22 protein-coding genes are annotated in these 25,954 nt (G+C 38.5%); 12 read left to right on the forward strand and 10 right to left on the reverse strand.

Annotation, left to right across the window (positions count from 1 at the left end):
- Positions 1-93 precede the first annotated feature (93 nt).
- Entirely contained in the window at positions 94-1,191 is a 1,098-nt protein-coding gene (locus L0668_RS07295; RefSeq protein ID WP_235311434.1) for a glycoside hydrolase family protein, read from the forward strand.
- Positions 1,192-1,317: 126 nt separating this feature from the next.
- Here L0668_RS07295 and L0668_RS07300 read toward each other — a convergent pair whose 3' ends face one another.
- From L0668_RS07300 to L0668_RS07315, 4 genes are all read right to left on the reverse strand, one after another.
- Positions 1,318-1,731, reverse strand: coding sequence for an MAPEG family protein (locus L0668_RS07300; RefSeq protein ID WP_235311435.1), 414 nt, complete (start codon positions 1,729-1,731; stop codon positions 1,318-1,320).
- Between the two features lie 81 nt (positions 1,732-1,812).
- Positions 1,813-4,326 (reverse strand): ABC transporter permease, encoded by a 2,514-nt coding sequence (locus L0668_RS07305; protein ID WP_235311436.1) that lies wholly within the window; start codon positions 4,324-4,326, stop codon positions 1,813-1,815.
- Positions 4,327-4,353: 27 nt separating this feature from the next.
- Positions 4,354-5,034, reverse strand: coding sequence for an ABC transporter ATP-binding protein (locus tag L0668_RS07310; protein ID WP_235311437.1), 681 nt, complete (start codon positions 5,032-5,034; stop codon positions 4,354-4,356).
- Between the two features lie 33 nt (positions 5,035-5,067).
- Positions 5,068-6,405 carry an efflux RND transporter periplasmic adaptor subunit gene (locus L0668_RS07315; protein ID WP_235311438.1) on the reverse strand — a complete coding sequence of 446 codons (1,338 nt, stop codon included), beginning with the start codon at positions 6,403-6,405 and terminating at the stop codon, positions 5,068-5,070.
- Positions 6,406-6,609: 204 nt separating this feature from the next.
- On the opposite strand from L0668_RS07315, the gene L0668_RS07320 reads away from it, so the two are divergent.
- The 3 genes from L0668_RS07320 (at position 6,610) to L0668_RS07330 (ending at position 11,712) form a co-directional block, all read left to right on the forward strand.
- Positions 6,610-8,013 carry a sigma-54-dependent transcriptional regulator gene (locus L0668_RS07320; protein ID WP_235311439.1) on the forward strand — a complete coding sequence of 468 codons (1,404 nt, stop codon included), beginning with the start codon at positions 6,610-6,612 and terminating at the stop codon, positions 8,011-8,013.
- 40 nt (positions 8,014-8,053) lie between these two features.
- The gene (locus L0668_RS07325) at positions 8,054-9,355 is read left to right on the forward strand and encodes a sensor histidine kinase (protein ID WP_235311440.1); all 1,302 of its coding nucleotides are present in this window, start codon (positions 8,054-8,056) and stop codon (positions 9,353-9,355) included.
- A 122-nt stretch (positions 9,356-9,477) separates the two neighbouring features.
- Complete coding sequence (locus L0668_RS07330; RefSeq protein ID WP_235311441.1) at positions 9,478-11,712, forward strand: TonB-dependent receptor; 2,235 nt, start codon at positions 9,478-9,480, stop codon at positions 11,710-11,712.
- 242 nt (positions 11,713-11,954) lie between these two features.
- Here the strand turns inward: L0668_RS07330 and L0668_RS07335 are convergent, their stop codons facing one another.
- Positions 11,955-12,692, reverse strand: a complete 738-nt coding sequence (locus L0668_RS07335) for a 3-keto-disaccharide hydrolase (RefSeq protein ID WP_370659890.1) — start codon at positions 12,690-12,692, stop codon at positions 11,955-11,957.
- 121 nt (positions 12,693-12,813) lie between these two features.
- Entirely contained in the window at positions 12,814-13,317 is a 504-nt protein-coding gene (gene lspA / locus L0668_RS07340) for a signal peptidase II (RefSeq protein WP_235311443.1), read from the reverse strand.
- Between the two features lie 204 nt (positions 13,318-13,521).
- On the opposite strand from lspA, the gene L0668_RS07345 reads away from it, so the two are divergent.
- The 6 genes from L0668_RS07345 (at position 13,522) to L0668_RS20885 (ending at position 18,018) form a co-directional block, all read left to right on the forward strand.
- Complete coding sequence (locus L0668_RS07345; protein WP_235311444.1) at positions 13,522-13,860, forward strand: P-II family nitrogen regulator; 339 nt, start codon at positions 13,522-13,524, stop codon at positions 13,858-13,860.
- Positions 13,861-13,929: 69 nt separating this feature from the next.
- The gene (locus tag L0668_RS07350; RefSeq protein WP_235311445.1) at positions 13,930-15,138 is read left to right on the forward strand and encodes an ammonium transporter; all 1,209 of its coding nucleotides are present in this window, start codon (positions 13,930-13,932) and stop codon (positions 15,136-15,138) included.
- A 155-nt stretch (positions 15,139-15,293) separates the two neighbouring features.
- Positions 15,294-15,629, forward strand: a complete 336-nt coding sequence (locus L0668_RS07355; protein WP_235311446.1) for a VOC family protein — start codon at positions 15,294-15,296, stop codon at positions 15,627-15,629.
- A gap of 17 nt (positions 15,630-15,646) precedes the next feature.
- The gene (locus tag L0668_RS07360; RefSeq protein WP_235311447.1) at positions 15,647-16,024 is read left to right on the forward strand and encodes a hypothetical protein; all 378 of its coding nucleotides are present in this window, start codon (positions 15,647-15,649) and stop codon (positions 16,022-16,024) included.
- Positions 16,025-16,060: 36 nt separating this feature from the next.
- Positions 16,061-16,546 (forward strand): GNAT family N-acetyltransferase, encoded by a 486-nt coding sequence (locus tag L0668_RS07365; RefSeq protein WP_235311448.1) that lies wholly within the window; start codon positions 16,061-16,063, stop codon positions 16,544-16,546.
- Between the two features lie 104 nt (positions 16,547-16,650).
- Positions 16,651-18,018, forward strand: coding sequence for a sensor histidine kinase (locus L0668_RS20885; RefSeq protein WP_235311449.1), 1,368 nt, complete (start codon positions 16,651-16,653; stop codon positions 18,016-18,018).
- 21 nt (positions 18,019-18,039) lie between these two features.
- Here L0668_RS20885 and L0668_RS07375 read toward each other — a convergent pair whose 3' ends face one another.
- Positions 18,040-18,576, reverse strand: a complete 537-nt coding sequence (locus tag L0668_RS07375) for a DUF4403 family protein (protein WP_235311450.1) — start codon at positions 18,574-18,576, stop codon at positions 18,040-18,042.
- 17 nt (positions 18,577-18,593) lie between these two features.
- On the reverse strand, positions 18,594-19,187 hold the full coding sequence (locus tag L0668_RS07380; RefSeq protein WP_235311451.1) for a hypothetical protein: 594 nt from the start codon (positions 19,185-19,187) through the stop codon (positions 18,594-18,596).
- Between the two features lie 597 nt (positions 19,188-19,784).
- Here L0668_RS07380 and L0668_RS07385 point away from each other — a divergent pair.
- Positions 19,785-20,594 carry a transporter substrate-binding domain-containing protein gene (locus tag L0668_RS07385; protein WP_268820239.1) on the forward strand — a complete coding sequence of 270 codons (810 nt, stop codon included), beginning with the start codon at positions 19,785-19,787 and terminating at the stop codon, positions 20,592-20,594.
- A gap of 59 nt (positions 20,595-20,653) precedes the next feature.
- Here L0668_RS07385 and L0668_RS07390 read toward each other — a convergent pair whose 3' ends face one another.
- The gene (locus L0668_RS07390) at positions 20,654-23,842 is read right to left on the reverse strand and encodes a glycoside hydrolase family 15 protein (RefSeq protein ID WP_235311452.1); all 3,189 of its coding nucleotides are present in this window, start codon (positions 23,840-23,842) and stop codon (positions 20,654-20,656) included.
- A gap of 332 nt (positions 23,843-24,174) precedes the next feature.
- Between L0668_RS07390 and L0668_RS07395 the strand changes: the two genes are divergently transcribed.
- Complete coding sequence (locus L0668_RS07395) at positions 24,175-25,134, forward strand: alpha/beta fold hydrolase (RefSeq protein WP_235311453.1); 960 nt, start codon at positions 24,175-24,177, stop codon at positions 25,132-25,134.
- On the opposite strand, the gene L0668_RS07400 is transcribed toward L0668_RS07395, so the two are convergent.
- Positions 25,127-25,906, reverse strand: a complete 780-nt coding sequence (locus tag L0668_RS07400) for a DUF599 domain-containing protein (protein ID WP_235311454.1) — start codon at positions 25,904-25,906, stop codon at positions 25,127-25,129. The genes L0668_RS07395 and L0668_RS07400 overlap by 8 nt on opposite strands.
- Positions 25,907-25,954: the final 48 nt, after the last annotated feature.

Here is a 25,954-nt window from a genome sequence, read left to right on the forward strand (position 1 = left end):
GCATGATAAATAACACTTTTATAAAATTACTTATCGCATCGTATTTTACCAGTATACGAATTCAACTTGCTCGATACTATGGAACACTTATTAATGAAAAGTAGTCAAAGAAATCCATTTGTTCACTGCCGTTTTACAAGTCTTGTTTTATCCCTAACCTTGTTACTAATTACCATGGCAGTGAAGGCAACAGACACCGACGATTACAACTTGTCAGCAGCCATGCAACCGGTTGCCCAAGAAAATATTTTTCATGATGATGAATATTTCAACTGGGGTTCAACCATTGTTAAAGGCAAAGATGGAAAATATCATTTGTTTTACGACCAAATGCCTAAAAAGCATGGTTTTTATTCTTGGTTAACCGATGGCATTGTATCTCGTGCTGTTTCTGATAGCCCAACAGGGCCGTGGACAAAAGTTCAAGAAGTTATGGGTGGTAGAGGCGATGGTTATTGGGATCAATACACAGTGCATTGTACTAAAGTGTATGAATTTGACGGCAAATATTACCTTTATTATATGTCGACAAATTCAGGTATTACAGACTTAACCAAAGAGCAACTTCAAGAAGCACGTAGTTCTAATTGGAAGCCTGGTAATCTGAGAAATATGCTGCGGTTAAATCAACGTATTGGGGTGGCGGTGGCTGATAATATCCAAGGACCGTGGAAACGCTTTGCCAGACCAGTATTTGAACCTCAATTACCTATTGCCAATCAGTCAAATAACGTGACTGTGACTAAGCGCCCTGAAGGTGACTATTTAATGGTTATTCGCGGTGATCAACCGGATCAAAAACCCCATGAAATTATCCGAATGCAGGCTGCGTTATTAGCAGACAACCCGCTAGGCCCTTGGAAAATGCAACATAAGCCTGTGGTGATTAATTATAATTCAGAAGATCCGGAAGTTTGGTATGACGCCCAGCGTAAGCGTTATTATAACTTATATCATGCATTTGGTTATATGGGCATGTTAACCTCAACCGACGGTTTAAATTGGCAAAGAGCCAAACACTATAAAGTGGCTGATAAAGAATATGTCACCACCACAGGTGAAACCGTGGAAGTTCATCGATATGAACGAATGGGCATATATTCTGAAAACGGTAAACCGCTGGTAATGACAGCAGGAATATTTTTGAAAAACGGTGATACCCACTCATTGTTTATTCCACTTAAACAATAGCCCAGTGCGCGAGTCAACTGCACTTAATAGCAGCTCAGAGATGGTGGCATTCAACCATCTCTGACAATAAAACCTGTTTTAAATACAGTGGGTAATTATTTTGCTGTAATTGGTATTAATTAAACATTAAGAAAACTTACTCACAAACAACCCCAGCCAATACACACATATACCGATTTGAATTAGGAAAAATGCGAAGCGTATTTGCACCGCAAGTATGCTGGTTGAAATCAAATGAATACCAGCTTGGCCGATCCTCGCAGCTAATAACCACAATGCCAGCCCATCTGTGATCACAGCTGAATTGGTAGCTAGGGCTAAAAGTAATAAACCACCAATAAAGGGAAAACACTCTACTGCGTTTGCTTGTACACGAGTGAGCCTTTGACCAAAGTCTGGCACGTCAGAGCCATCAGGCTTAAATCCATTGGCTTTTTTAGTTCTGTTTAAAACCAAAGAGGTGCGGTATATGCCCAAAAAAACCAGTAAAAATACAATTAGACCTATGTAACTTAATAAAACAAAAATAGTGGTATTCATAAAGCGCTCGACTCAGTTAAAAATACCACTTTAACTTATACAATTAATTAGGCCAATTAATTACGCCAACTAAAGGCTGGGTTAATCTCGCCTTAATGCTTTGATAGGGTTGGCTTTGGCTACATGAGCAGCGTTCCCCCCCACTGTGATCCATGCCAACAACAATAAAGCCAGTCCCACAGTAAAACACACAGGCAGCAACCACAGGCTATTAATACGATAAGAAAAAGACTCTAACCAAGTTAACATGAGGTAAACTGACACAGGCCAAGCAATCAGGTTTGCCATTAAAACTGGCTTTGAAAATTGCCAAACTAACAGTGCCACTATGTCTTTGATGTTTGCGCCCATGACCTTACGAATACCGATTTCACGGGTACGCCTTTCTGTGGTGTAAGCCGCTAATCCATACAAACCTAAACAGGCAATGACTATGGCTAACATTGAGAACGCTGAGAACATTTTCACTTGAATATTTTCTTCAGCATATTGGGCCTTCATCATTTGATCTAAAAACTGCAAATTAATAGGCTGCATAGGCACGTTGGTTTTCCAAACTTGTTCTACTTTTTCCATTAACTGACTCACATTTGAAGTGTTAAAAGACAAACTAGCCACCCTTAATCGATTAGGGTTCATAGAATATACAGTGGCACGCACGCCAAACTTAATAGAACGAAAATAGATGTCTGGCACTACGCCAACAATGGTCATTAGATGTCCATTAGCCATGTTGGTGTCTAAGGTTTTACCAATAGCTTGTTGAGCTGAAGTGAATCCATATTTATCAATTGCGGTTTGATTTAAAATCACATTGGCGCGGCCTTTGTCCCCTTCTTTTCTGCCCTCAAATTGGATCATGTCGCTACCAAAGTCTAGGCTAAACAAGCGACCCGCAATAGGTTTCACCCCATAAGCTTCAAAAAAGTCGTAACCTATGTCATGGTAATTTAGCAATACAGAAGGATTTTCTCCGTTGACATGTTCACCATCAATTAAGGTGAAAGTGTTATTATTTTCATTGTCTTGAGTGGGCACTTCAGAAGAAAATACCACTGAATTTATCTCAGGTAATTTTAACAACTCATGTTTTAATCGATCACGGTTATCCCCAGCAGCCCTAACGTTGAGCACGAGTTTATCGTCACTGACATAACCCACATCTACAGATTGGGCGTATAAGGTTTGGCCATATATCACAGCTGTGCACACCACTAATGCAATTGACGTGGCAAACTGCACTACCACTAAACCAGTACGTAAGTTGGATGCAGTGGAGGATTCTCCACCTTTACTTGAGCGTAATAGATCAGCCGGTAAAAAGCGGGATAAGAACATAGCAGGATAAATACCCGCACCTAATCCAATCAGTAAACCAATTACCAGCAAACTCGCGATTAGGCTTAAGTCGGTAAATAACGCCAGCTCTAATTGTCTACCTAAGGCTAAGTTATACAGAGGTAAAACAAGCTCAACTAAAATCAATGCTAGGATCATTGAAATAAATACAAGGGCAATGGCTTCACTTAAAAATTGCACTACAACCTGCGAACGACTAGCCCCTAACACTTTACGCATGGCAACTTCGCGAGCCCTGTGACTGACTCGAGCGGTAGACAAGTTCATAAAATTAATACAGGCAATCAACAATATTAAACAGGCGACTATAGTGAAGGTGACGATAAGGTTATGATCCCCCATAGGTGTAAGATCCCCCATATTGCCAGCATCTTGTTTGGCTTTAAGGTGTAGATCTTCAAGCTGCATGAGCTTGTGTTTCATGTTGTCGCTGATTTGCGCTCCCGGTGCGAGTTCGCCAACATTTTTTAAATACATATCGAGTAATGGGCTTTCGTTGTTTACCCAATAAGTGATGCGCTCTTGGAGTTGCTGTATGCTAGTACCCACACGCATTTTGAAGTAGGTATACACATTAACGCTGGTCCAAGTGTTTAAACCAGCATTGTTTTCAATAATTTTTGGATCGACATAGGCCAACATACCAAGCTCAAGGTGAGTTTCGTCTGGCAAGTTTTTTATCACCCCAGTGACAGGCACAGGTGATGGTTCGGGGCCTACACAACAAACAGTCATGATTTCACCTACCACATCTGTTTTGCCGAAATATTTTATGGCGATGTCTTCGGTGATAATCAGATCATAGGGTTTAGTAAATGAAGTTTGCGCTGAACCATGTACAAAGGGCAAATCGAATACATTAAAAAAACTGCCATCCACTAAGGTAATTTGTTCCGCTAAAGCACTTTCTTGTTTACGCACCGTGGCGCCAAAATGAATTAATCTCACCCCCTCTTCCACTTCATTAGACGCATAATCTCTAATCGCCTCCATCATGTTGCCAGCAGAACGTACAGTTTCAAAAGGAGGGTTACCGCTAACGTAATAAGCCGAATGCATACGTACAATACGTTCACTATCGGGCAACCATTTGTCGAAGCCAGTCTCTTCTCGCACAAACAACATAATTAAAATACAGCTCATTAACCCTAAAGCTAAACCAGCAATATTGATCACCGAAAACATGCCATTTTTTATAATGTTTCGCCAAGCAGTGATTAAATAATTTTTAAACATAATTTTTTCTCGTATTTTGGCTTCAATCTATGCGGCGCGTACACTTTCTGTAACAACTTTACCGTCAAATAAGTTGATAGTGCGGTTAGCAAAATCAGCATGAGCCGGGCTATGAGTCACCATCACAATTGTGGTGCCTTTGTCGTTTAAAGTACGCAACATCTCCATCACTTCATGACCATGAGTACTGTCTAAATTACCGGTAGGTTCATCTGCTAAAATCAAACCTTGGTTTCCTACTACCGCCCTTGCCACTGCCACTCTTTGTTGCTGTCCACCTGAAAGCTGACTAGGCATGTGTTTCGCTCTATGGGCAATGCCTACCATATCCATCACTTCATCTACTTTTTCTTTGCGTTCTGAGGCAGGAATATTGTGATACAACAAAGCCAACTCGATGTTTTCGGCAACTGTTAGTTCTTCGATAAGATTGAAGTTCTGAAAGATAAAACCAATGTGGTGTTTACGTATAACCGCTAATTGTTTCTCTGAATAACCCGAAATCTGTTCATCATTAAAATAGTATTGGCCGTCACTAGGTGAGTCCAACATACCAATTAGGTTTAATAAGGTAGATTTTCCACAACCCGACGGCCCCATGATGGCCACAAATTCGCCTTGACCAATTTCAATATTCACGTTGTTTAAGGCCACGGTTTCTACATCATCTGTACGGTAAATTCTGGATAAATTGTGTAATTTCAACATGTGTGCTGTCCTTCTAAATACTGTTGTAAAAAATTAATTAAGTTTAAGTACTGTCATATCTTGGTAACTGGTATAAGGGCTAGTGATCACTTGTTCACCTTCATCTAAGCCTTCAATCACTTCAATAAAACGACTATTTCGTCGCCCCAACCTGACGTTTCGTTTTACCGCTTGCTTGCCATCTTGAGTGACCACAAACAACCAGTTGCCGCCAGTGTCTTGATAGAATGCGCCATTAGGGATCAACAAGGCTTGAGAGGCATCGCCTAAAGTTAACTTGGTTTGAATACTCTGGCCGCGACGAATATCGCTGGGTTGCTGAGCTACAAATTTAAAATCCACTTCAAACTGACCATTTTGCACATGTGGATAAATTTTCGAGACCACTAAGTCATAATCTTGATACTTGGCACTTTGCCCGATATCCACTCGTCCTAAGTAAAACTCGTCAATATAAGCTGTAACTTTGTAATCGTTTGGTGTATCTATTTGACCTAATCTTTCGCCCTTACCGATACTTTGTCCTACCTCAATATTAAAGCCCGACAAGGTGCCATTCACTGGTGATTTAACATTCATGTTGTCGAGGTTTTGTCTAGAAATGGCTAAGTTACCTTCTAAACGTTTAGTGGTGTCTTTTAGAAATATCAATTGCTCTTCTTGCATCTTGGTATCAGACTTTTGACTTTCTAGGGTCAAGGCTAATCGGCTTTGGTACCAGGCTAACGTATCGCGAGTATCGTCAAAGGCAGATTGACTTACAGCCCCTGTTGCCACTAAGGCTTGCTCTCTGGTTAACTGCCTAGTTAACAACTTTATTTGATATCTAATATCGACCAAATTACGTTTATGTTGTAAGCGGTTTTGTTCAAGGTTCAACTCTATACTGCGCATATTATTCAGTTGTTCGGCCACTCGCGCTTCATTTCCTAGTACACTAAGTTGTAGCGAAGCGTTAGATAACTCCACAATTAAATTGCCGGCTTGTAACGTGCTGCCATCTTCAACGAACACCCGCTCAACTCGGCCACCTTCCACTGCATCTAAGTACACGGTTTTGGCTGGGGTAATGCGCCCTCGTACCGGAATAAAGTCTTCAAAAGTACCTGCTGCCACGGTCGAAGTAGCAATGCGCTCTGGGTCAATCAATAAGGCTTTGCCTGTTGGTTGCTTAAAAAACCAATATAAAACCACTAAAGCTAAAATAACGACTAAAGGCCAGATGATCTTTTTCACAGGACTGGTTTTTGTCGCCACTTTACGATCCATGCCTGAACCTGAAACCGCCGCCCCTGATGCTGAACTCTTGCCAAGTGGTGTAACACTTACCTTTTCCACTGAATGTAACTTGTCTGTGTTATGTGATTTCAATGTTACTAACCTTACAAAGATTTAAACTGACGCTTGTTTAGTAAAACTACTACTCGTAATGCCTTTTACAAGTATCGTTCCACTTCTTACCTCATTGTTTTTATTAACTTTTATTTAAACCATCTGAATAAACACCAATTAAACTGTACGAATATGAACACTAGGTGTACGATATTCAACACTTGGTATTGAGAGCAGGCATACATGACTTCAACAGGACATGTGTTAGTAGTTGATGACGACTACGACATTCTTACCGCAGCAAAGTTATTGTTAAAACAACACTTTTCGCAAGTGACCATTTGCAATAACCCACACAGCATTCCGGATTTACTGTTAAAAAATCAGTTTGACGCTGTGATGTTAGATATGAACTTTAGCCCTGGTGAAAGTTCTGGCTCTCAAGGTTACAACTGGCTGAAAAAGATCCTAGAAATCAGCCCACAAATGGTGGTGGTCATGATTACTGCCCATGGTGGTATTGATGTGGCGGTTGAAGCCATGAAATTAGGTGCCACTGATTTTGTGACTAAACCTTGGCAAAATGAAAAGTTAGTAGCCACACTCACCACGGCTGTCATGTTAGGCCAAAGCCGAAATGAAGCTCAAACCCTAAGAGACACCAATCTACTTTTAGTTAAAGACACCAGCCAAACCAATCAGCACGTTTTATTAGGTACCTCTGGGCCAATGCAACAGGTTTATGAACTAGTTGAAAAGTGTGCTCCCACCGACGCAAACGTACTAATTTTAGGCGAAAACGGGACAGGTAAAGAATTGGTGGCTCGTGAGTTACACAAGCAAAGTCTTAGAGCAGATAAGGTATTTATGTCAGTGGATTTAGGCGCCATGTCTGAAACCCTATTTGAAAGTGAGTTGTTTGGACACAAAAAAGGCGCATTCACTGGCGCTCAACAAGAAAGAATCGGCCGATTTCAAGCGGCAAATGGTGGTACCTTGTTTTTAGATGAAATTGGCAACTTGCCACTCCATTTGCAAACCAAGTTGTTAACTGTGTTAGAACAACGAACTGTCACACCATTAGGTTCCAATAAACCTATTGATATAGATGTAAGGATCATCTCAGCCACCAACATCCATAAAACCACACTCAGTCAAGAGCAAGAGTTTAGGCAAGACTTGTTGTTTAGGTTAAATACAGTGGAAATCACACTGCCACCTTTACGTCACAGAATTGACGACATTCCATTAATTGCTAGACACTATGTAAGCTTATATGCCAAAAAATACAAAAAGCCGATAACAGACATTGAGTCTAGCGCTCTTAGTTTGCTACAAGATTACCCTTGGCCAGGTAATGTCAGAGCATTAAGGCATGCCATTGAACGTGCTGTAGTGTTAACCAGTCATAATCAATTAATCAGTACAGATTTTCAATTAGATAACCAAGTCTTGGCAAATAAAGATACTGTCAATCAAGTGCAAACCACAGCACCTGTCGAGATTGAACTCAATCTGGATAAAGTCGAAAAAAACACGGTAGAAACAGCCCTAAAACAACATAAATACAATATTAGCCATGCTGCAAAAGCCTTAGGATTAACACGGGCAACACTTTATAGAAGGATGGAAAAACATGGACTTTAAACGTTTCTCAATCCTGATCTTACTAAGATCAGGCCTGATTATGTTTAACTTAGTCGTGCTGAGTTATTTTGTTACTGCATCAGGCTATCATATGACAAGCATAGTGCTTGTAGCTTTGTTCTTTTTGCAGTGTGTTTTGCTCATAAAATTTATTGCCAAAACCAATCAAGAATTGACTCGTTTTTTAGATGCCATGCGATTTGCCGACTATTCACAACGATTTGAGTTAAACCAAATGGGCTCGGGATTTGCTGAGCTTGGACAAACTTTTGGGGAAATACTGACTAAATTTCAACAATTATCAAGCCAAAAAGAAACCCAACACAGACACATAAAAGCCATAGTTGAACATGTGCCTGTGCCGTTAATGAGCATTAATGCAAAAGATGAAATCAGTCTTTGGAATCATGCGGCGCGACAACTATTTGGTACCCACCCAATGACCAAACTGAGCGATTTACAGCTCTTAAGTTCAGACTTTCTAAAACATATTAAACAAGTCCAGCCCGGTGAAAAACGTATTGCTCAGGTATCGATTGATGGCATGCAACATCAACTTAGCCTAGCTGCTACCCAAATCAATTTACCTGACACCCACGAAAAATTAATCAGTTTGCAAGATATTCAAAATGAGTTAGAAGGCGCTCAACTGCAAGCCTGGCAAGATCTAGTCAAAGTGCTCACCCACGAAATTATGAACAGTATTACGCCCGTTGCTTCATTAGCTAACACAGCAGTGAGTTTAGTTGACAATACCAAAAGCAAAACTCAAGATTTACCTGAGTTACGGGAAGATTTAGACGACATTGGTGATGCCGTCAATACCGTCGCAAGGCGCAGTGACGGCCTGATCCAATTTGTCAGTAGTTATCGGAAACTGACTCAGTTGCCCACACCGCATAAAAAAATAGTTCGACTAAAAGACTTGTTTAACCAAGTGGCTCTGCTTGCAAGCCAAGATTGGCTGCAAAAACAAATTACCTTAGATATTCAAATCACCCCAAGCGAACTGGAACTCACTGCTGATGCAGATATGTTAAGCCAAGTTTTACTTAATTTATTAAAAAACGCCGAACATGCGGTTATACATAAAACCGACGCGAAAATAGAGATATCAGCCTACTTAAATCCTAGAGGGCATGTAGTAATTGAAGTGAGCGACAATGGCAGTGGCATCAACCAAGAAACCGAGCAAAAAATATTTATCCCCTTTTTCACCACCAAACCAAAAGGCTCGGGCGTAGGATTAGCCTTAACCAGACAAATCATGTTAGCTCATGGAGGCAACGTAAAATACAGCATCAATCAAAATGGTGGTGCTACTTTTAGTTTGAGGTTTTAATGGATTTTGTAATACGAGATTTAATTGGATACAAACTTAGATTGTTTATTGATTTATAAAGTAAAACTTTTCGACTCTTGTATTTCTGCTTATAAATAGTTAGCTATAATGAACTCAAATAATTGCCCTTTGAATTTATGACGTTTAACTTTTGTTATCGACTTTTAATATTAAGTGTTTTAGCCACTAGTTTTCACTTACAAGCATCTGAGATGGCGGAAAACACCGACAACTTATTTTCCATGTCACTTGAAGAGCTACTTAACATTGAAGTGGAAACGCAAAAAGTACCTGAGTCTTTTCAAAAAGTACCGGTTTCGAGCACCCTTTATACTCACGAGCAAATAGCAAACAGTCATATTGTGGATATTTACGACCTAGCAGAGTTTGTCCCAAACTTTTCGTTTCGACCTAGTTTTGGGAAATTGCTAGAGCGAGGTGTTACAAGAGGCGTAGCAAATATAACCGGTAATAACGTCACGGGAATATTTATTGATGGGTTGTCATTTTCTAACGTTGTAAGCAGCATTTCTTTGCAAGATTTTAAATATGTTGAGGTGATTAGAGGTCCGCAAGCCACACTTTATGGAAGAGATACTTTTGCGGGCGCAGTGAATTTGGTTTCAAAGGACCCTCTAGTAAACATATCAAAGGAATTATCTGTAACAGTTAGCGATCAAGGATTTTCCGCATTAACAGCTAGCTATGGTAAGCAATATTCTGATAGTTTTGGAATTCAAATAAACTTAAAACATAAACAAAATGCTGGTGACTACAACAACGAAACAGGTGACGGTGGTGGCAACCTTAATCAGCGAGAGCATCAATATGGGCATTTAGCATTAAGCTATAGCATGGGCGATTTTAAATGGCGTACTAATGCTTATATTTTTGCCGATAAGGACAGTAGCTTCCCAACGGTAATGCAATCCGCAGTTCAAAATAACTGTTATTTAGAAACACGCAGGCAATATTATTGTGGAATCCTAAATCAACCCAAATCTCAAGGTCAAAATAACACTTGGCTTAATGGGCAAGGTGGTTTATGGAAAGATGCACACTTGCTGACTAGCATTATGAATTTGCAGTTATCTCAACAACATGATGTGTCATTTAATTTTGGCCTATTGGACAATAAAATGAGTTATTTTGTTGATGGCGACTATTCTGATTATTCATTTTCTTGGATAGATGTAGAAAATGCTATGCAGACAAAAGAAGCTGATTTTAAATTACATAGTGTTTGGAATAAATCATTAGAAACAATAATTGGCTATACGCATTACGAGCAAGATACAAAAAGCAAAATCCAAAGTTTTTTAGATTTTTCTGGCACTGTTTCTCCTGCTTCAGACTCATCCAGTATAAGCAATGTTAACTATTCTGCTTTATATGTAAGGGCCTCTTATAAATTGAGTCAGGCTCAAGATATTATTTTGGATTTGCGTTTATCACAAGACGAGATTGGCTTTGTAGCAACTGAAAACTCTGGCATTAAAGACTTTAATGATAATAAATCTAAAATCACTTATCGCCATGAACTTCACACCAATAACTTTTGGTATATCAGCCTAGGCGAGGGTAATAAACCAGGAGGCTTTAATGTCAATTTATATGATAAAGAGTTTACAGATAGTCTGGACGCCGAATTGGTGAGGTCATATCAAAGTTTCGATCAGGAAAAACTATGGCAGCTTGAGTCCGGTTACAAAGGCTTGTCGGCAGATAAGTCAATATCCACCAAATTAAGTGCTTTTTATACCCACTGGCAAGATCTACAGACATCTCAAAGTATTACTTTCAAACTTGCAAATGATTCAGTTAAAACTGAAAGTGTTATCGCTAATAATGGTAAAAGCAAAAATTACGGCATTGAAACTGAGCTTATCTGGATGCCGAGTGAACTGACTAAGGTATGGCTAAGTTATGGATGGGTTAAAACCAGTTTGTCAGAAGCGTCAACAGCTGCGCAGTTTGAACTATTAGGTGATGGGGACGTAAGTGGTAACGTGGTTCCTAACGTACCTGAGCATACTTTAGCAGTGGGCATTAACAATCAATTTCAATACAATAAATGGTCAGTTTCTCCCTTTGCCAGCTTTCATTATGAATCACAAAGATTTGTCGCTGAACATAATCTGGCTATAGTGGATGATATTAGCAAATTGCGTATCGGTATCAATGCACAACGTAGCCATTGGGAGTTTTCCATGTTTGCCGAACTTGCGCAAAATAATGGATATATAGAATCTGCTGCCAGATTAGGCGACCCGCTTACGTTTTTCAGGTTACGCTCATTTGGGCTTACCTTAGCAGACAAGAATCGATTTTATACACGTTTAAGCTATACATTCTAAATGTAAATTGATCTTTCCCAAAACAGTGAGCGCCAGGATGGCGTTGATTGGTTGCTTTTGAAGCAGTATCAAGGGTTGTTTGTCCCGTAAAAAATTTAACCTTTTCATTTATTGTTATGTAGAGTAAACAGATAGTAATTAAGACTAACCGTACCTAATTTAAGATACGGTTGTCATAATCAATACTTTTACATGTATGCAAACTACGCCTGTTTGTGCTGATTTTAGCCGTTTGGTGAGAGTTACAGCTCTCTGACCCAAATGTTTTTAAAGCTTACGTAATTGCCGTGATCCTGTAAAAATATCGGTGCACAACCATGAGCACTATAGGAAGGTTGACCTCGGTAAGTTGTCCCACCTTGAATTTCAGTATGGTTTTGCACCAAAACACCATTGTGTAATACAGTGACATGAGCTTTGGATGTTAATTCTCCAGATTCACTAAACCGTGGCGCTTTAAAAATAATATCGTAAGTATTCCAGTGTGTAGGCGGCTTCATAGCATTCACTAAAGGTAAACTTTGCTTATAAACAGAACCCGCTTGGCCGTTCGAATACGTTCTATTTTCATAAGAATCTAAGACTTGTACTTCGTAGCGGCCTTGTAAAAATACACCACTGTTATTTTGCTGTTGGCCTTCTTTACCTGGTGTTTTTTCTGGTACGCGCCATTCTATATGCAGTTGCATATCACAAAAACTCTGTTTGGTGCTAATGCCGCCTTTACCTGGATTAACTGTCATATAGCCATTTTTAACCGTCCAAGGTGCTGGACCATCTTTACCTTTCCATGCTTCTAAATTGGTGCCATCAAACAAAACAATAGCATCAGAGGGCACTGGATCAGGGGTAACCACAGCAGGTACTGGCTCCCAAAACTCGGTTAATTTAGGATCAATTTGATTGTTATCTTGAGCCGTTGTTAAACTAGCAACAGCCGACAAACTAAGTACAGCGAATAACTTTTTCATAAATTTAATAAATTCCTAATGATTTTTTAACAGTTTACGCATCACGGCCAAACATATTAAGCCCTATAGAAAATTTAATGAATAAAACATAAATTTAGTGTCAAATTACATAACTAAAAATACTACGAATTTATCTTTTATCTTTTATCTTCTCAGGCTCTTCATTTTTTACGAACAACAAAATAAACACACCTAACATAATCGCCATGTCTGCTACGTTAAAAATACCTGTACGTAACGACCCTATGCCCATATTTAAGAAATCTATTACAGCACCGTTATTGGTTGCACGATCATAAAAATTACTAATACCGCCAGAGAATATTAAAGATAGAGCAATTAGGCCCAGTGGGGGCTGTGTTTTGGTTCTAAATATATAAACCAACAAGGCAAACAAAATAGCACCGACCGCGCATACAAAAATCCAAAACTTAGCCTCATCACTCATACCACTGCCTAATCCCAAAAACGCACCTGTGTTTTCGGCATAACCAATACGCAATGTGTCCCACCAATAACTATCCATTTTAAATTTTGGTAAATTGGTTGCCGCATACCATTTAGTGCCTTGATCAAGAGCCACACTGAGTAAAGTGATAAGACTTACCATCAACACTCGTTTTATCATTGTCATTTAATATTTAGCCTTATGGGAAGTAAAAATTAATACCTTTCATTGGGATTATTTCACGTTTTAGTTAAAAGAGTCGAGTTAGATCATAGGCCTATGATATTTAATAGTTAATTTCTAGCAATTGGCGAATGCTCATTTGTAAAAAGCATGTTAAATTGTTGGCAAATTAAAAATAACTCATGCCATAAAAATTAGGAGCACTAGATGAAAAAAGTTGAAGCAATCATTAAACCTTTCAAGTTAGATGACGTTAGAGAAGGGTTAACTGAAGTAGGAATTAATGGATTGACAGTTTCTGAAGTAAAAGGATTTGGCCGCCAAAAAGGTCACACTGAAATGTACCGTGGGGCTGAATATAACATTGATTTTTTACCTAAATTAAAATTAGAAATAGTGGTGAGTGACGATCAATTAGAACGTTGTATCGAAACTATTATCAGTAAAGCGAATACAGGAAAAATAGGCGACGGTAAAATCTTTGTAATGGATATTAGCCATGCTATCCGCATTCGTACCGGCGAAGAAGACGACGAAGCGGTTTAGTTTCTTAGAATAGAATTAACTCACACTCAACAATCCAAATAAAATACAAAAACTAAATTGGAGATAACAATGCAAGATATAAATAGCGCCGTAGAAACCTTGGTGCAAAGTTCAAACACTTATTTTCTGCTGATTGGCGCTATCATGGTATTTGCCATGCACGCGGGTTTTGCTTTTTTAGAAGTAGGCACAGTAAGACATAAAAACCAGGTTAACGCTCTAGTTAAAATCATCACAGATTTTGCTGTTTCTTGTGTGGCATACTTTTTTATTGGTTACTGGATTGCTTATGACACAACTTTCTTTAGCAGTGCCAGTGAACTTGCAGCCAATAATGGTTATGACTTAGTGAAATTTTTCTTTCTAATGACATTTGCCGCGGCAATACCAGCGATTATCTCTGGCGGTATTGCTGAAAGAGCCAAGTTTTATCCATTTTTACTAGCATCTGCGGTAATCGTGGCTTTTGTTTACCCGTTTTTTGAGGGCATTATTTGGAACGGCAATTATGGCTTTCAATCTTGGTTAGAAAGTACCACGGGTTACGCTTTCCATGACTTTGCAGGTTCAGTAGTGGTGCACGGTGTAGGCGGATGGTTAGCTTTGGTAGCCGTTTACTTTTTAGGTTTACGTAAAGGCCGTATTAAGGACAATAAGCTCATTGCTTTTGCTCCATCTAATATTCCATTTTTAGCCTTAGGTACTTGGATTTTATGTGTGGGTTGGTTTGGCTTTAATGTTATGTCAGCTCAAAGCATGGATGGTATTAGTGGCTTAGTAGCAATGAACTCGCTTATGGCTATGGTGGGCGGAATATTAGCTGCATTATGGGCAGGTAAAAATGATCCAGGCTTTATTCATAATGGTCCACTTGCTGGTTTAGTTGCTGTTTGTGCAGGCTCTGATGTGATGCATCCAATTGGTTCACTATTTGTAGGTTTAATTGCTGGATTAATTTTTGTTTTTCTATTTACCAAAATTCAACAAACCAAAAAGTTTGATGACGTATTAGGGGTCTGGCCTTTGCACGGTGTATGTGGTGCGTGGGGTGGTATTGCCGCAGGTATATTCGGTTTAGATATTCTAGGCGGCTTAGGTGGTGTGTCATTTACCGCTCAATTGATTGGTACCGCTGTGGGCATAATTGTGGCGCTAGTTGGGGGCGCAATTGTCTACGGTTTAGTTAACAAAATCACTACCATACGTATGACCGAAGAAGAAGAATATCATGGCGCTGACTTAAGTATTCATAGCATAGGTTCAGTTAACCAAGAATAATCAAGAATCGGAACATAGTAAGGGGCCTTGTGCGGCCCCTTTTCTTTTAGCCAAATACTTTTATACCAAAACTTAACCTCATAACTAAAACTTGATAAATATTTTTGTTGTGGCTACTTTGAAAATGACTCAGTTCACAGCGATAAGGTATCACCATGGAATTAGGCAGATTTTCAGTTAGTTTATCGGTAAAAGACATTGCAAAATCAAAGGCGTTTTATGAAGCCTTAGGATTTAAAGCGCATCCAGAATGTGGTTCAGTGCAAGACAAGTGGCTAATATTGGAACATGGGACCACTATTATAGGTTTATTTGAAGGTATGTTTGAAAGTAATATTTTAACGTTCAATCCTACCGATGCTCGCATCATCGAAGCGCATTTAGTCAAAAATGGGGTGGAGATGCAAACCTCAACTCAAGGAAAGACTGGGCCTGCTCATTGTGTGTTGCAAGATCCTGATGGTAATACCATAATGTTTGATCAATTTTAAAAAAACGGGAATAAAAGATGTCTTCGTTTAACTGTTGGAAGTGTGGCACTTCACAAGAAAACATTATTTTACCTATGTCCAGACGAGAAGAATGTAAACAGTGTAGCGCTGATTTTCATGTGTGTAATATGTGTGAGTTTTTCGATCTCAATAAAAACAGATGTGATGAAGAGCGAGCAGAACACATTTCAGATCCAGAACGGGCAAACTTTTGTGATTATTTCAAACCCACTCTCCTCAAAACTGTAAATTTAAAGCGATATAAATCTGACGCAGCTAAGGCCAAATTAGCCGAATTATTTGGTGATCCTATTCCAGCAAAAAAGATTGAAAATACGTCTTTATCTCCAGCTGAATTAGCCGAAAAAAAGCTGCGTGAAATGTTAGGTGGATAATCGAATTTTTGCTTAAAAGGTAGTAAACAAATACAAATGAATATTGAAATTAAAATTGCTGATTACTCAAATGAGCAACAAGGGCAAGATATAATTCACTTACTCAACGCCTACGCATTAGATCCTATGGGCGGTGCCGAACCATTATCAGCCTATACACAAAACAATCTAATCACCACTTTAGCAAAGCAGCCAAATGTTTTTAGTATATTGGTTTATGTCGATGATAAACCTGCCGGTTTAGCTAACTGTATTGAAGGCTTTTCAACCTTTAAATGTAGCCCACTAATTAATATACATGACCTAGTAGTTTTACAAGAGTTTAGAGGTTTAGGATTAAGTCAAAAACTATTACAAAAGGTCGATGAAACTGCTCTAAATAAAGGTTGTTGTAAAGTCACTTTAGAAGTACTAGAAGGCAATCATGCTGCTAAGCATGCTTACATCAAACATGGTTTTTCTGGTTATGAACTAGATCCAGAAAAAGGCAGCGCTATGTTTTGGCAAAAAATACTAACATAAAAGGAATACACTGCCTGAACAAAAAATACAAAGTGCACCTTGCACCCATTAATAATTATCGCTAATCTTTATTTAAAGGAACTATCATACGGATAAAAATTCAAGTGTTTAGGGACGTACCTTTAGCCAATAAAAAGAAACGAATTATCGAAGTCTTTTGGGGGATTCAGATTTGTCTTGGAGTGATTTTTTTAATCACGTTTAATGATTTATACGAGCCATTTACCTTACTTATTACTCTTTTTATTGGCCTGTTTTTTATTCCCTTTTTATTGGTTAAAAACAACAAAATAGTTGGCGCAACCAATAGCCTAATCATAATAGCAACCCTTCTGATGCTGTCCTTTGTTTGGCAAAATAGTGGGTTAAATGATGAAGTCATGTTGCTTTTCCCTTTGATCACAGCCTTTTCAATTTTATTTGGCTCAAGAAAACTACTCAGGATTGTGTTTGCAATTGTAGTTATCAACATCATTTTACTAGGCGTGTTAAATGAATATGGCATCATCCAGCATACTCCACCTGAAGGCGGTATTTTAACCGCAATTTTCACTCTAATAATCTTTGTTTTAATCACCTTCACATTAGGAAAGTTCGGTACAGATTTAAGCAATGCTCTAGAGAATTTAAATCAACATCAAAACAAATTAGAAGAAAACGTAGCTGAACGCACTAAAGAACTAGAAGTCAAAATAATTGAACTCAATATTGCCCATAAGCAATTAAACGAAGCAGAAAAAATGGCCTCCCTTGGACGTTTAGTTGCTGGAATTTCTCATGAAATAAATACTCCGGTTGGTGTAGCCGTAACGGCAGCTAGTCATCTGCAAGTAAAAACCCAAGAATTAGAAAAAAGAATTAGCCAAGGCAGTATAAAAAAATCAGAACTTGAGCAATTTATCGAAACCTCGATTCAAAGTAGCTTACTAATAAACTCGAATTTACAGCGGGCAGCAGACCTAATTGGCGACTTTAAAAACTTAGCCGTGCTAAATACTGCCAGCCGAAGAAGTTTGTTTTTATTAAAACCGGTAATGGAAGAAATCATTGCAACAGTTCAACCTGCAATACAAGAGGCAAAAGTCCAGCTTATTATTCATTGTAAAGACACGATTGAAGTTTTTCACGATCAAGGTGCATTGGCACAAATATTAATTAATTTGATAAATAATAGTTGTATCCACGCTTTCCCCAGCATCCAAAATGCCACAATTAAAATTGACGTAAACCAAAATGGTTCGGATATTAGCATTGCTTATTCAGACAATGGCATTGGATTAACAGACGAAGTCGCTGAAAAGATTTTCGAACCTTTTTACACTACTAAGCGCAATAAGGGCGGAACTGGGCTGGGTATGAATATAGTGTATAACTTAATTAAACAAACCTTATTGGGCTCAATTAAAGTCAAAAAAAATAAACCAAGCGGCACTATATTTCAGATTAACTTCCCGCAAAAAGCACCAGAGTAAATAACAAAACCAAATTAAAACTTATAAACTAAGCTGCTTAAAGATTGTTTGTAATTCTTGTTCTAATTGCTGCTGCCATTCTTGTTTCTCTTTGGTGACTATGGTCTTTAATAACGGAGTGATATTGACCTTAAGCCCTTCACAATCTAAAAATGATTGGGGTACAGGCACAGATATTTCAACCTTGGCAGAACTATTTTTTAGTTTGATTAGCGGCTCAAGGTCAATCCGAGTCTCAGTCAAAATATTGCTCGAACAATTGACGACAATTTGTGTACTCAAAAGTTGTTTGTTTATTTGGCCTTGTATTTTAACTTCAATGGGTACAGTTAAACTCATAAACCGAGCGGTACTGGTAAAAACTGCTTTACCTCGCTTATTAACGATTAAATCGTAAACACCTAACTCCCAAGCACGATCTTTTTCTGTGTAGAGTGTTTGCGGTAAATTACTTTCAACTAACGCCACAATTAACTCATCAGTGATACTGCTAGCATGGGTTACAGACATACCAAACCAGATCATAAAGCCAATAAAAAACCTACTAATTCTATGCATAAGCTAGGAACAGACCTTTAAGTAAATTCAATCAAATAACTATTTGTCGGCGATTCTACACAGAATTTCAGTGATGCAATACCACTTCTTACACTAAGCTTAATTTTACAAATACAGCCCTGATTTTTATCAGAAAAGTGTTTATATTTTTGCAACGCAACTTGTTTATTTTTTGCGTAAAGATACGAGAACGCTAACAACTCTTGAGAATAAGCCAAACCGGTGTAGTTAGGAGACAACCATTGAGATACATCAATTATCCATTTATCTTGATTCAGTAATTGAACTAGGCCATGGTCTTTAGTGAATGTTTCACTTACACACCACTGAATATCATCAAAATAAAGAGATAATTCAATACCATCGTCTAACTGTTCTGAACCACAATAAGTTTCAATTTTATTTAACAACAACTGTGTTTCTTGCAACATGTAACTATCTATTTTCTGCAATTTTGTCTTGGGCTTAATCAAATTAACGCTTTGCCCTTTTAATTGCGGAAAGAGGTTATTCAGCACCGCAGAATTTGCTCGTATTTTTTGGCTTTGGTTAAACATTCTTAATTTAGCTGTAGCCGGGACTTTGATTTCTAATAACGTTATATCTGACACGATTGAGCACGCTGTGATTTAAATTTGAATGAGAACTATAAAAGCAGTGTTTATGCCATGTTAATTTATTCCTTTAGATTCAATGCCATAGACAAATTATTGTAGGATATTTTTTAGCCAGTCGATAAATTGACATAAACTAGACACTGATCACTTTGCTTTAGGTCAACTGGCTGCGGGTGACCAAATTAGTTTTGAATTGATTAGGGGCCATTGATCTTTGGCGTATGATTTTGCAGCAAACTGTGCAGTATTCAAACAATGAAGCGCGAGTGGGGTGTAGTTGTTCTACATGAGTGAGTGCTGAAGCAGTATAAATGCCGCACAAACACTGCGTCATTTATTTTAAAGAAAGTAGGTCTGCCTAAACGAGTTTTATACACCAAAGATCAACAGCCCCCAGTATCGAACAAGCCCATCGACTATTAAAAAACCAACAGTAAAAAAGCCAGTTGGCCTATGTATTCGACTAAAGTTGAAGCATATAAACAAACACCTTAGATTGCTTTTTAATCACCTGTTAAATACACTTTTACCTTAGGTTTCTAAAATTGATAGCATTAGATGTTAATACGTGTTTATTGGATATTAATCTGCTTGTCAGTGTTTTTGGGTAACGTCACTCACGCACAAGATGTAATTTATTATGGAGGAGATAACCAAAGTTATAACTACCAAATGTTGCAACATGCGCTGTCTTATCAAAAAAGCGCTAATTATCTTGTAAAAACCTACTCAAGTTTTACCCCTAAACTACGTGCCTACATACAACTTTCTAATCAAGAGGGAATTGATGTTGTTTTTGGTGGAGCCACAATTGAACGAGAACGCCTTAATCACCCCATCAGAATTCCCCTGTTAAAAGGATTAAACGGCTGGCGCATCCCCTTAATTAATAAAAACAATCCCAGTTTATTTGCCAATTTGTCTTCGACAGAAGAATTTAAACAACTGCTTGCTGGTCAATTTCATTTATGGAGTGACGTTGCCATTTTACAAAGTAATAATATAAATGTGCATAAAGCCACTCATGCAGAAGGCATGTATCAGATGTTACATAAAGGAAGGTTTGACTACTTTCCGCGCTCTATTTTAGAAGTATGGTTTGACTTTGAAAGACACAAAGACCTAGATATCATGATTGACCAGCATACTTTGATCCATTATCCCTCTGCATATTATTTTTATGTTAACCATCAAAATACGGCACTAATCAAAGACATTACATCAGGGTTAGAGTCAGCCATTAAAGACGGTAGCTTTGATGAGCTATTTATCCAACACTATGGTGAAGTTTTACAAAAAGTAAATCTTACACCACGAAAGACTTACAATTTAGCCAACCCCAATCTACCGCCTAAAACCCCATTGTCTAGAAAAGAATTATGGTTGAATCTCGACATTTAACCGGTCAATAACATTTAACCGGTCAATGACATTCCACTGAATAATACCAATCGTCAGAACTAATCCGCTTCTTTTTCAGTTAACAGATGATTCAGAGCTGACACAATAAACGCAGTTGTTTCTTGTGGTGCTCTTTCATAAAAACATTGCCAAGCATCACTTTTGTAATCGCTGTAGTTATATTCCCGTGTTGGATACATTTCTATGTAGGCTAAATTCACCGCATGACCAATAGCCACATCCACCACAATTGCTTCGTCAATTATTAAGCTATTATTTTGCTCAAAAAAGCTAGCCATTACTTCTAGCGCTTCAATGCTTAATTGGCGGTACTCAGCTGAATGAATGTTATTTAACATATGCTCAGTTAATAACGCAAAAGCCGTTTCACCCGGTGTCATATCACTCAACACTAAAGCACTATTAATACGGTTTCGTTTATCCATTTTATTACCGATCACTAAACCAGTGGTGTGATGGAGTATTAACCAAATTCGGTTATTAAAATCAGCAGAACGTCTATCAATAATACCTTGATGTTGCCTCCAAGCTAGCCAACCACCCTCAGGTTTTGCCAGCTGCTCCAAGCCTAAATCTTGTTTCCAACTGAGTTTTTCATAATTACCTTTCACATGTAATTTTTCTACCCGCTGAGGCAAGTCAGATAAAGACTGATAATTTTGTAATACACCTTCAATTTTCTGTTGAATAGCTGATGGCGGCATGGCCATAAGTGAATCATAAGCCACGTCTGTCGGTACATTGTCTTTGCGTACAATTTGGCTGGTCAACAATATAATCAAATGACTAACCCGTATGGTCAACAATTCACTAAATAACTCTGGTTTAGATTTAATTAATAACCCTAAACAAAGTAAAACCTCTTGAGTCAGTATTTGATCCCGAACATCTTCGCGACAGTAAGTGTGAATTATTTGCATTAATTCATCATCCCCTAGTGGGCGGGTAATCAAAGAGTCATTACTGTATGAACGCCCAACTTGAATGATTTTTTGCGCCACTAAGATCGCACTTACAGCTAAACCTAAATCACCATCGGTTTTGCCTAATAAACCCGAAGACTGGCGTAATACAGACCAAATACGTAATTGCCCTGCATTACGATACACCTCTTCAATTAACTCTCTAATTTGATAGTTTTCCCCACCAATATTGAGTGTAAAATTCAGGCCATGTAAATTAACTAAGCTCGTTAACAGGGCAATTTGTTCGTGAATATTTTGACTAACACTTAAACGGATAACTAAATTATCAGTGTTAGTATTAAAGCCAATTTCAACACTTTGTGCCTGAGAAATGGGTTTTTGCTCGCCTGTGGTGGCTAAACAATCAAATTCAGTAAACAAACAAGCCAATGGCGCACTTGGTAAAGAATAACCGTGTAAGTCATCTATTCGCTCATGAGCTGCCATAGGACTGAGTTGTGCCAAGGTGCCTTGCAATACTGGAGTGTCATTGACTTCGCCAGCATGCACTTCCTTCATTAATTCAAAAAAGGAACTACGGTCTGCATCTAACATATTTCTGGTCAATAAAACGGTTACTATCGGACGACCGAGTTCGGTCCAATTTCGATATAAATATCTCAACTCACTTTTAAACCGTCGAATTAAAAACTCTAAATCATAACTAAGAAAAAACGATTGTTGAGTAAAAGATGGGGTTAAACATAATACTCGTTCTTGGTTCAATAAGTAAATGCGGCTAGTGGTTAAACTTTTTGGCATACGATTAATTCTGCCACTTAAACCTAAACTATCACACCGCCCAACTTGGGCATGTACACTAGCAATATCTTCAGGACGGCAAACTTTAACAGGCGCTATATTATCTAAACTTTCACTGCTGACACCATGACTAGCCAGCTCTTGTTGTAAAGCCTCATCTTCAGCTAAAAATACTAACTGCACTACAGGTAGGGTTTTAGGTTTGACATGACGACGACCTAAAGGATCAAGATCATTAGGTATTAACAAACCATCTTGTAACATGCCACCCAACAAGAACAAACTTTGCGCCCATACTAAGGGTACGTTTTCATTAGGTACACGATCTTGAGAGCCTGGGTTTTCTCGCTCTTTTTCAATATTTTCCAAGGGCACATAATACAACTCAGGCAATAACTGTTGGCCATCTTGTTCGACCAAAACCGCATCTAACCTTTCTCGGTAATGTTTAATTTGAACCTTGTCGTCACGGAATATCGCATCTAAATACAGGTATGAAAAAAACAACGGCCATTCAGACTCAATATGCTCAAACTGTTTCAGCTCTTGTTCTTCGTAATGTAAACGTCCTTCTACTTCTGGCTCTGTTTGGTGACCATCTCGTAAAAAGCGTTTTAGACCATATCGACCTTCTAACTTACTGATAATTTCGTTACGTACTTTGTCAGACAAGGTTTTATCAGCCACAGCAAATGCAGGAAAACCAATTACACTCAATAAAGCAGCATCAATTTCTTTGGTATTCGATTCTCTTGGCAATAAAGCACTTAAGGTAATATTGGCTTGAGCGATATTGTCAGGCACCACATGAATCACCGAGCTCTGGCCACCTTTTGCGCCATATAAATTAAAGCCAGATAGCGCTTCTAATGCCGCTTTCGCCATACCCAGTGAGCTTGAGTTTAATTCAACACTACCACTATTGGTTTTAGCCCCGCGCTCCCAAATGCCATAATCTGGTGTGCGATAAGCACGCTCAATGTAATACACTAAATTTTGGATAAAACAGACTTCTTCATGGGTCCAAATTAAATCTAACCCCGAACCAATCATTTGAGTTAAGGTCAACAAAAATACGGACGTAGCATCTATTTGCAAATGGCCCCATTCATCGTCAGCCACTACATTGTCACCTGTGCCTGTGTCATATTTGGCATGTAACGAATCCATGGGACTTCGGCTTTTCTTAAAAGCTTCAACTTTAGGTGATTGAGCCATCATAGAGCGTAATAAGGCTCGCATTAATTTAACCGTTCTTTGCTCAAGTTCATGGCCTCGACCGTCGTCATTATCCACCTGACGATAAGCTAAACCCAATCCCCAAACAGCTAAAATACTATATACATTGTCTCGTACCCAAGCATCTTGGTAATTACCGTGCACGGTAATGGCCGTACTAGCTGGTAAAAGCCCAGAAACAGGATGTTGCTTGTCTAAAATCACAGTCTTAATTTGTTGATAATATTTTTCTAGACTGGTGTGTAAATCAAGATTTTTCACTTATAAATCCTTATTAATTACATCTCATAACCGAAAGACAAAGGTGACACTAGGTTGAACGTAATATGCTTATTAACTATCTATCACAATTAATTCTCTTAAGCGAGATAGAAGCTTGCAAAAACCGAAAAAAACCTTACATGTTAATGAGTTGTTGCTTATTCAGGCGTAAATTAAGCCAAATATCTACATCTAACTTTGTCATGTTTTATTCATTAAACTTTCATACTAATGTGTAAGGTTTAACGGCTAAGTATTCGAAGATGATAGATTAATCTCTTTACCTAAATGCAAACCATTAAACTCGATAATGCAGACTATTAAACTCGCTAATGCAGACTATTAAACTCGCTAATGGCATTACCATTAGCTATCAAGACAAAGGTAAAAAATCTGCACCCACTATTATTTTGATAATGGGTTTAGGTGCACAAATGACAATTTGGCCAGACGAGCTTTATTACGGCTTAGTCAAAAATGGCTTTCGAGTGATCCGTTTTGATAACCGTGATGTGGGTTTATCTAGTCAACTAGATAAACTTGGAAACCCGAGTTTATTTAGAGCATGGGTAAGTAAGCGCCTACCTAGTTATGCAAACACGCCTTATAATCTAGAGGATATGGCCGGTGACGTGCTAGCTTTAATGGCTGGACTCAAAATAAAAAAAGCTCATTTAGTCGGCGCCTCAATGGGCGGAATGATCGCCCAAATCATCGCAGCTAAACATAAGAACAAGGTACTGAGTTTAACTTCAATTATGTCTAGCAGCTCCCATTCGAGCCTGTTTTCAAGCAATTTAAATGTGTTACTAAAGCTTGCCCAGCGCCCGAAAAAATCCAACCGTGAAGACGCTATTTTATATAATGTAAAAATGAACCGTTTGATTGGCAGCCCTGCTTACCCAACAGACGATTTAACCTTACACCAAAACGCAGTTCGCAGTATCGATAGAGCTTATAATCCAGCTGGTATCAAGCGGCAATTGGCGGCCATTACCGCCAGCGGTGACAGGCGGCATACTATGAAAAATATAAAAGCCCATACTTTAGTCATTCACGGCACCAATGACCCCATTATTCCAGTCTCAGGAGGCAGAAATACTGCAGCATTAATCAAAAGATCAAAGCTAAAAGTGATTGATGGAATGGGTCATGACTTCCCCACTCCTTTAATGACAAAAATGACGAAATGGATAAGTAAACATGCTAAAAAAGCCGATAAAAAGCGCTTAGATAAAAAACGCAAAAAACAGGCTGATATCAAGTGTATCAACGCCAGCTTGTCTAGCTGACGGTATTTTCATTATTTTTCGCAGGAGCCTTAACCTTTAATTCATAATCTCGCAGCTCTGGCGGGTAAGTATCACGCAATATTTCCAATACAGGTGATTTAAAATCTCTGACGTAAAGAATATAAGTCACCCAAACCGTTGCCACAATAAAAGCAACAGGGTGTAAAAACCAAGTTGAAGCAGCAATACCATAATAGTAGGAGCGAATACCTCGATTAAACTCGTTACCTGCACATGAATTAACTCGAGCCATACGTTTTGCTGTTTTTAATCTATATTCTTCCGATGGCATATTTTCTTGGTAAGGGCTGCCACCAATTAAAATGCATAAAAAGTTAAACTGCCTTAACGACCAAGTAAATTTAAAGTACGCATTAACGAATATAAATATCAATAAAATCAGTTTTAACTCAATCAAACTACTGGTCACCACTTGGGCAAAAGGCATATCTGCGGAAAAGCTCAAAAGCCTATCAACCGAGCCCACTAAAGCAAACAAACCAGCAATAATGTAAATTGTGGTAGAAGCATAAAACGACACACTCGACATCAAGTTATTTACCAATCCAGCACAGGCAACCGGAATCTCTCTGGCTGCAGATTCCATTGCCCACTGCAACCGATACTCATGAGTGATGCCAATCAGTCCTTTGCGGCCCATTGCACCTCGTTCCAATACAAAACGATAACCCATCCAACAACTAAGAAATAAAATCACTCCCGTGTAATCCACCCAAGACAAGAGTGCCAGAGTACTTAACAATGCATCCATATAGTTGAAAGCCCTAATTAATTGAAGCAACTAACATTCTACCTTGAT

This window comes from Paraglaciecola algarum (assembly GCF_021532655.1).
Classification (GTDB): domain Bacteria; phylum Pseudomonadota; class Gammaproteobacteria; order Enterobacterales; family Alteromonadaceae; genus Paraglaciecola; species Paraglaciecola algarum.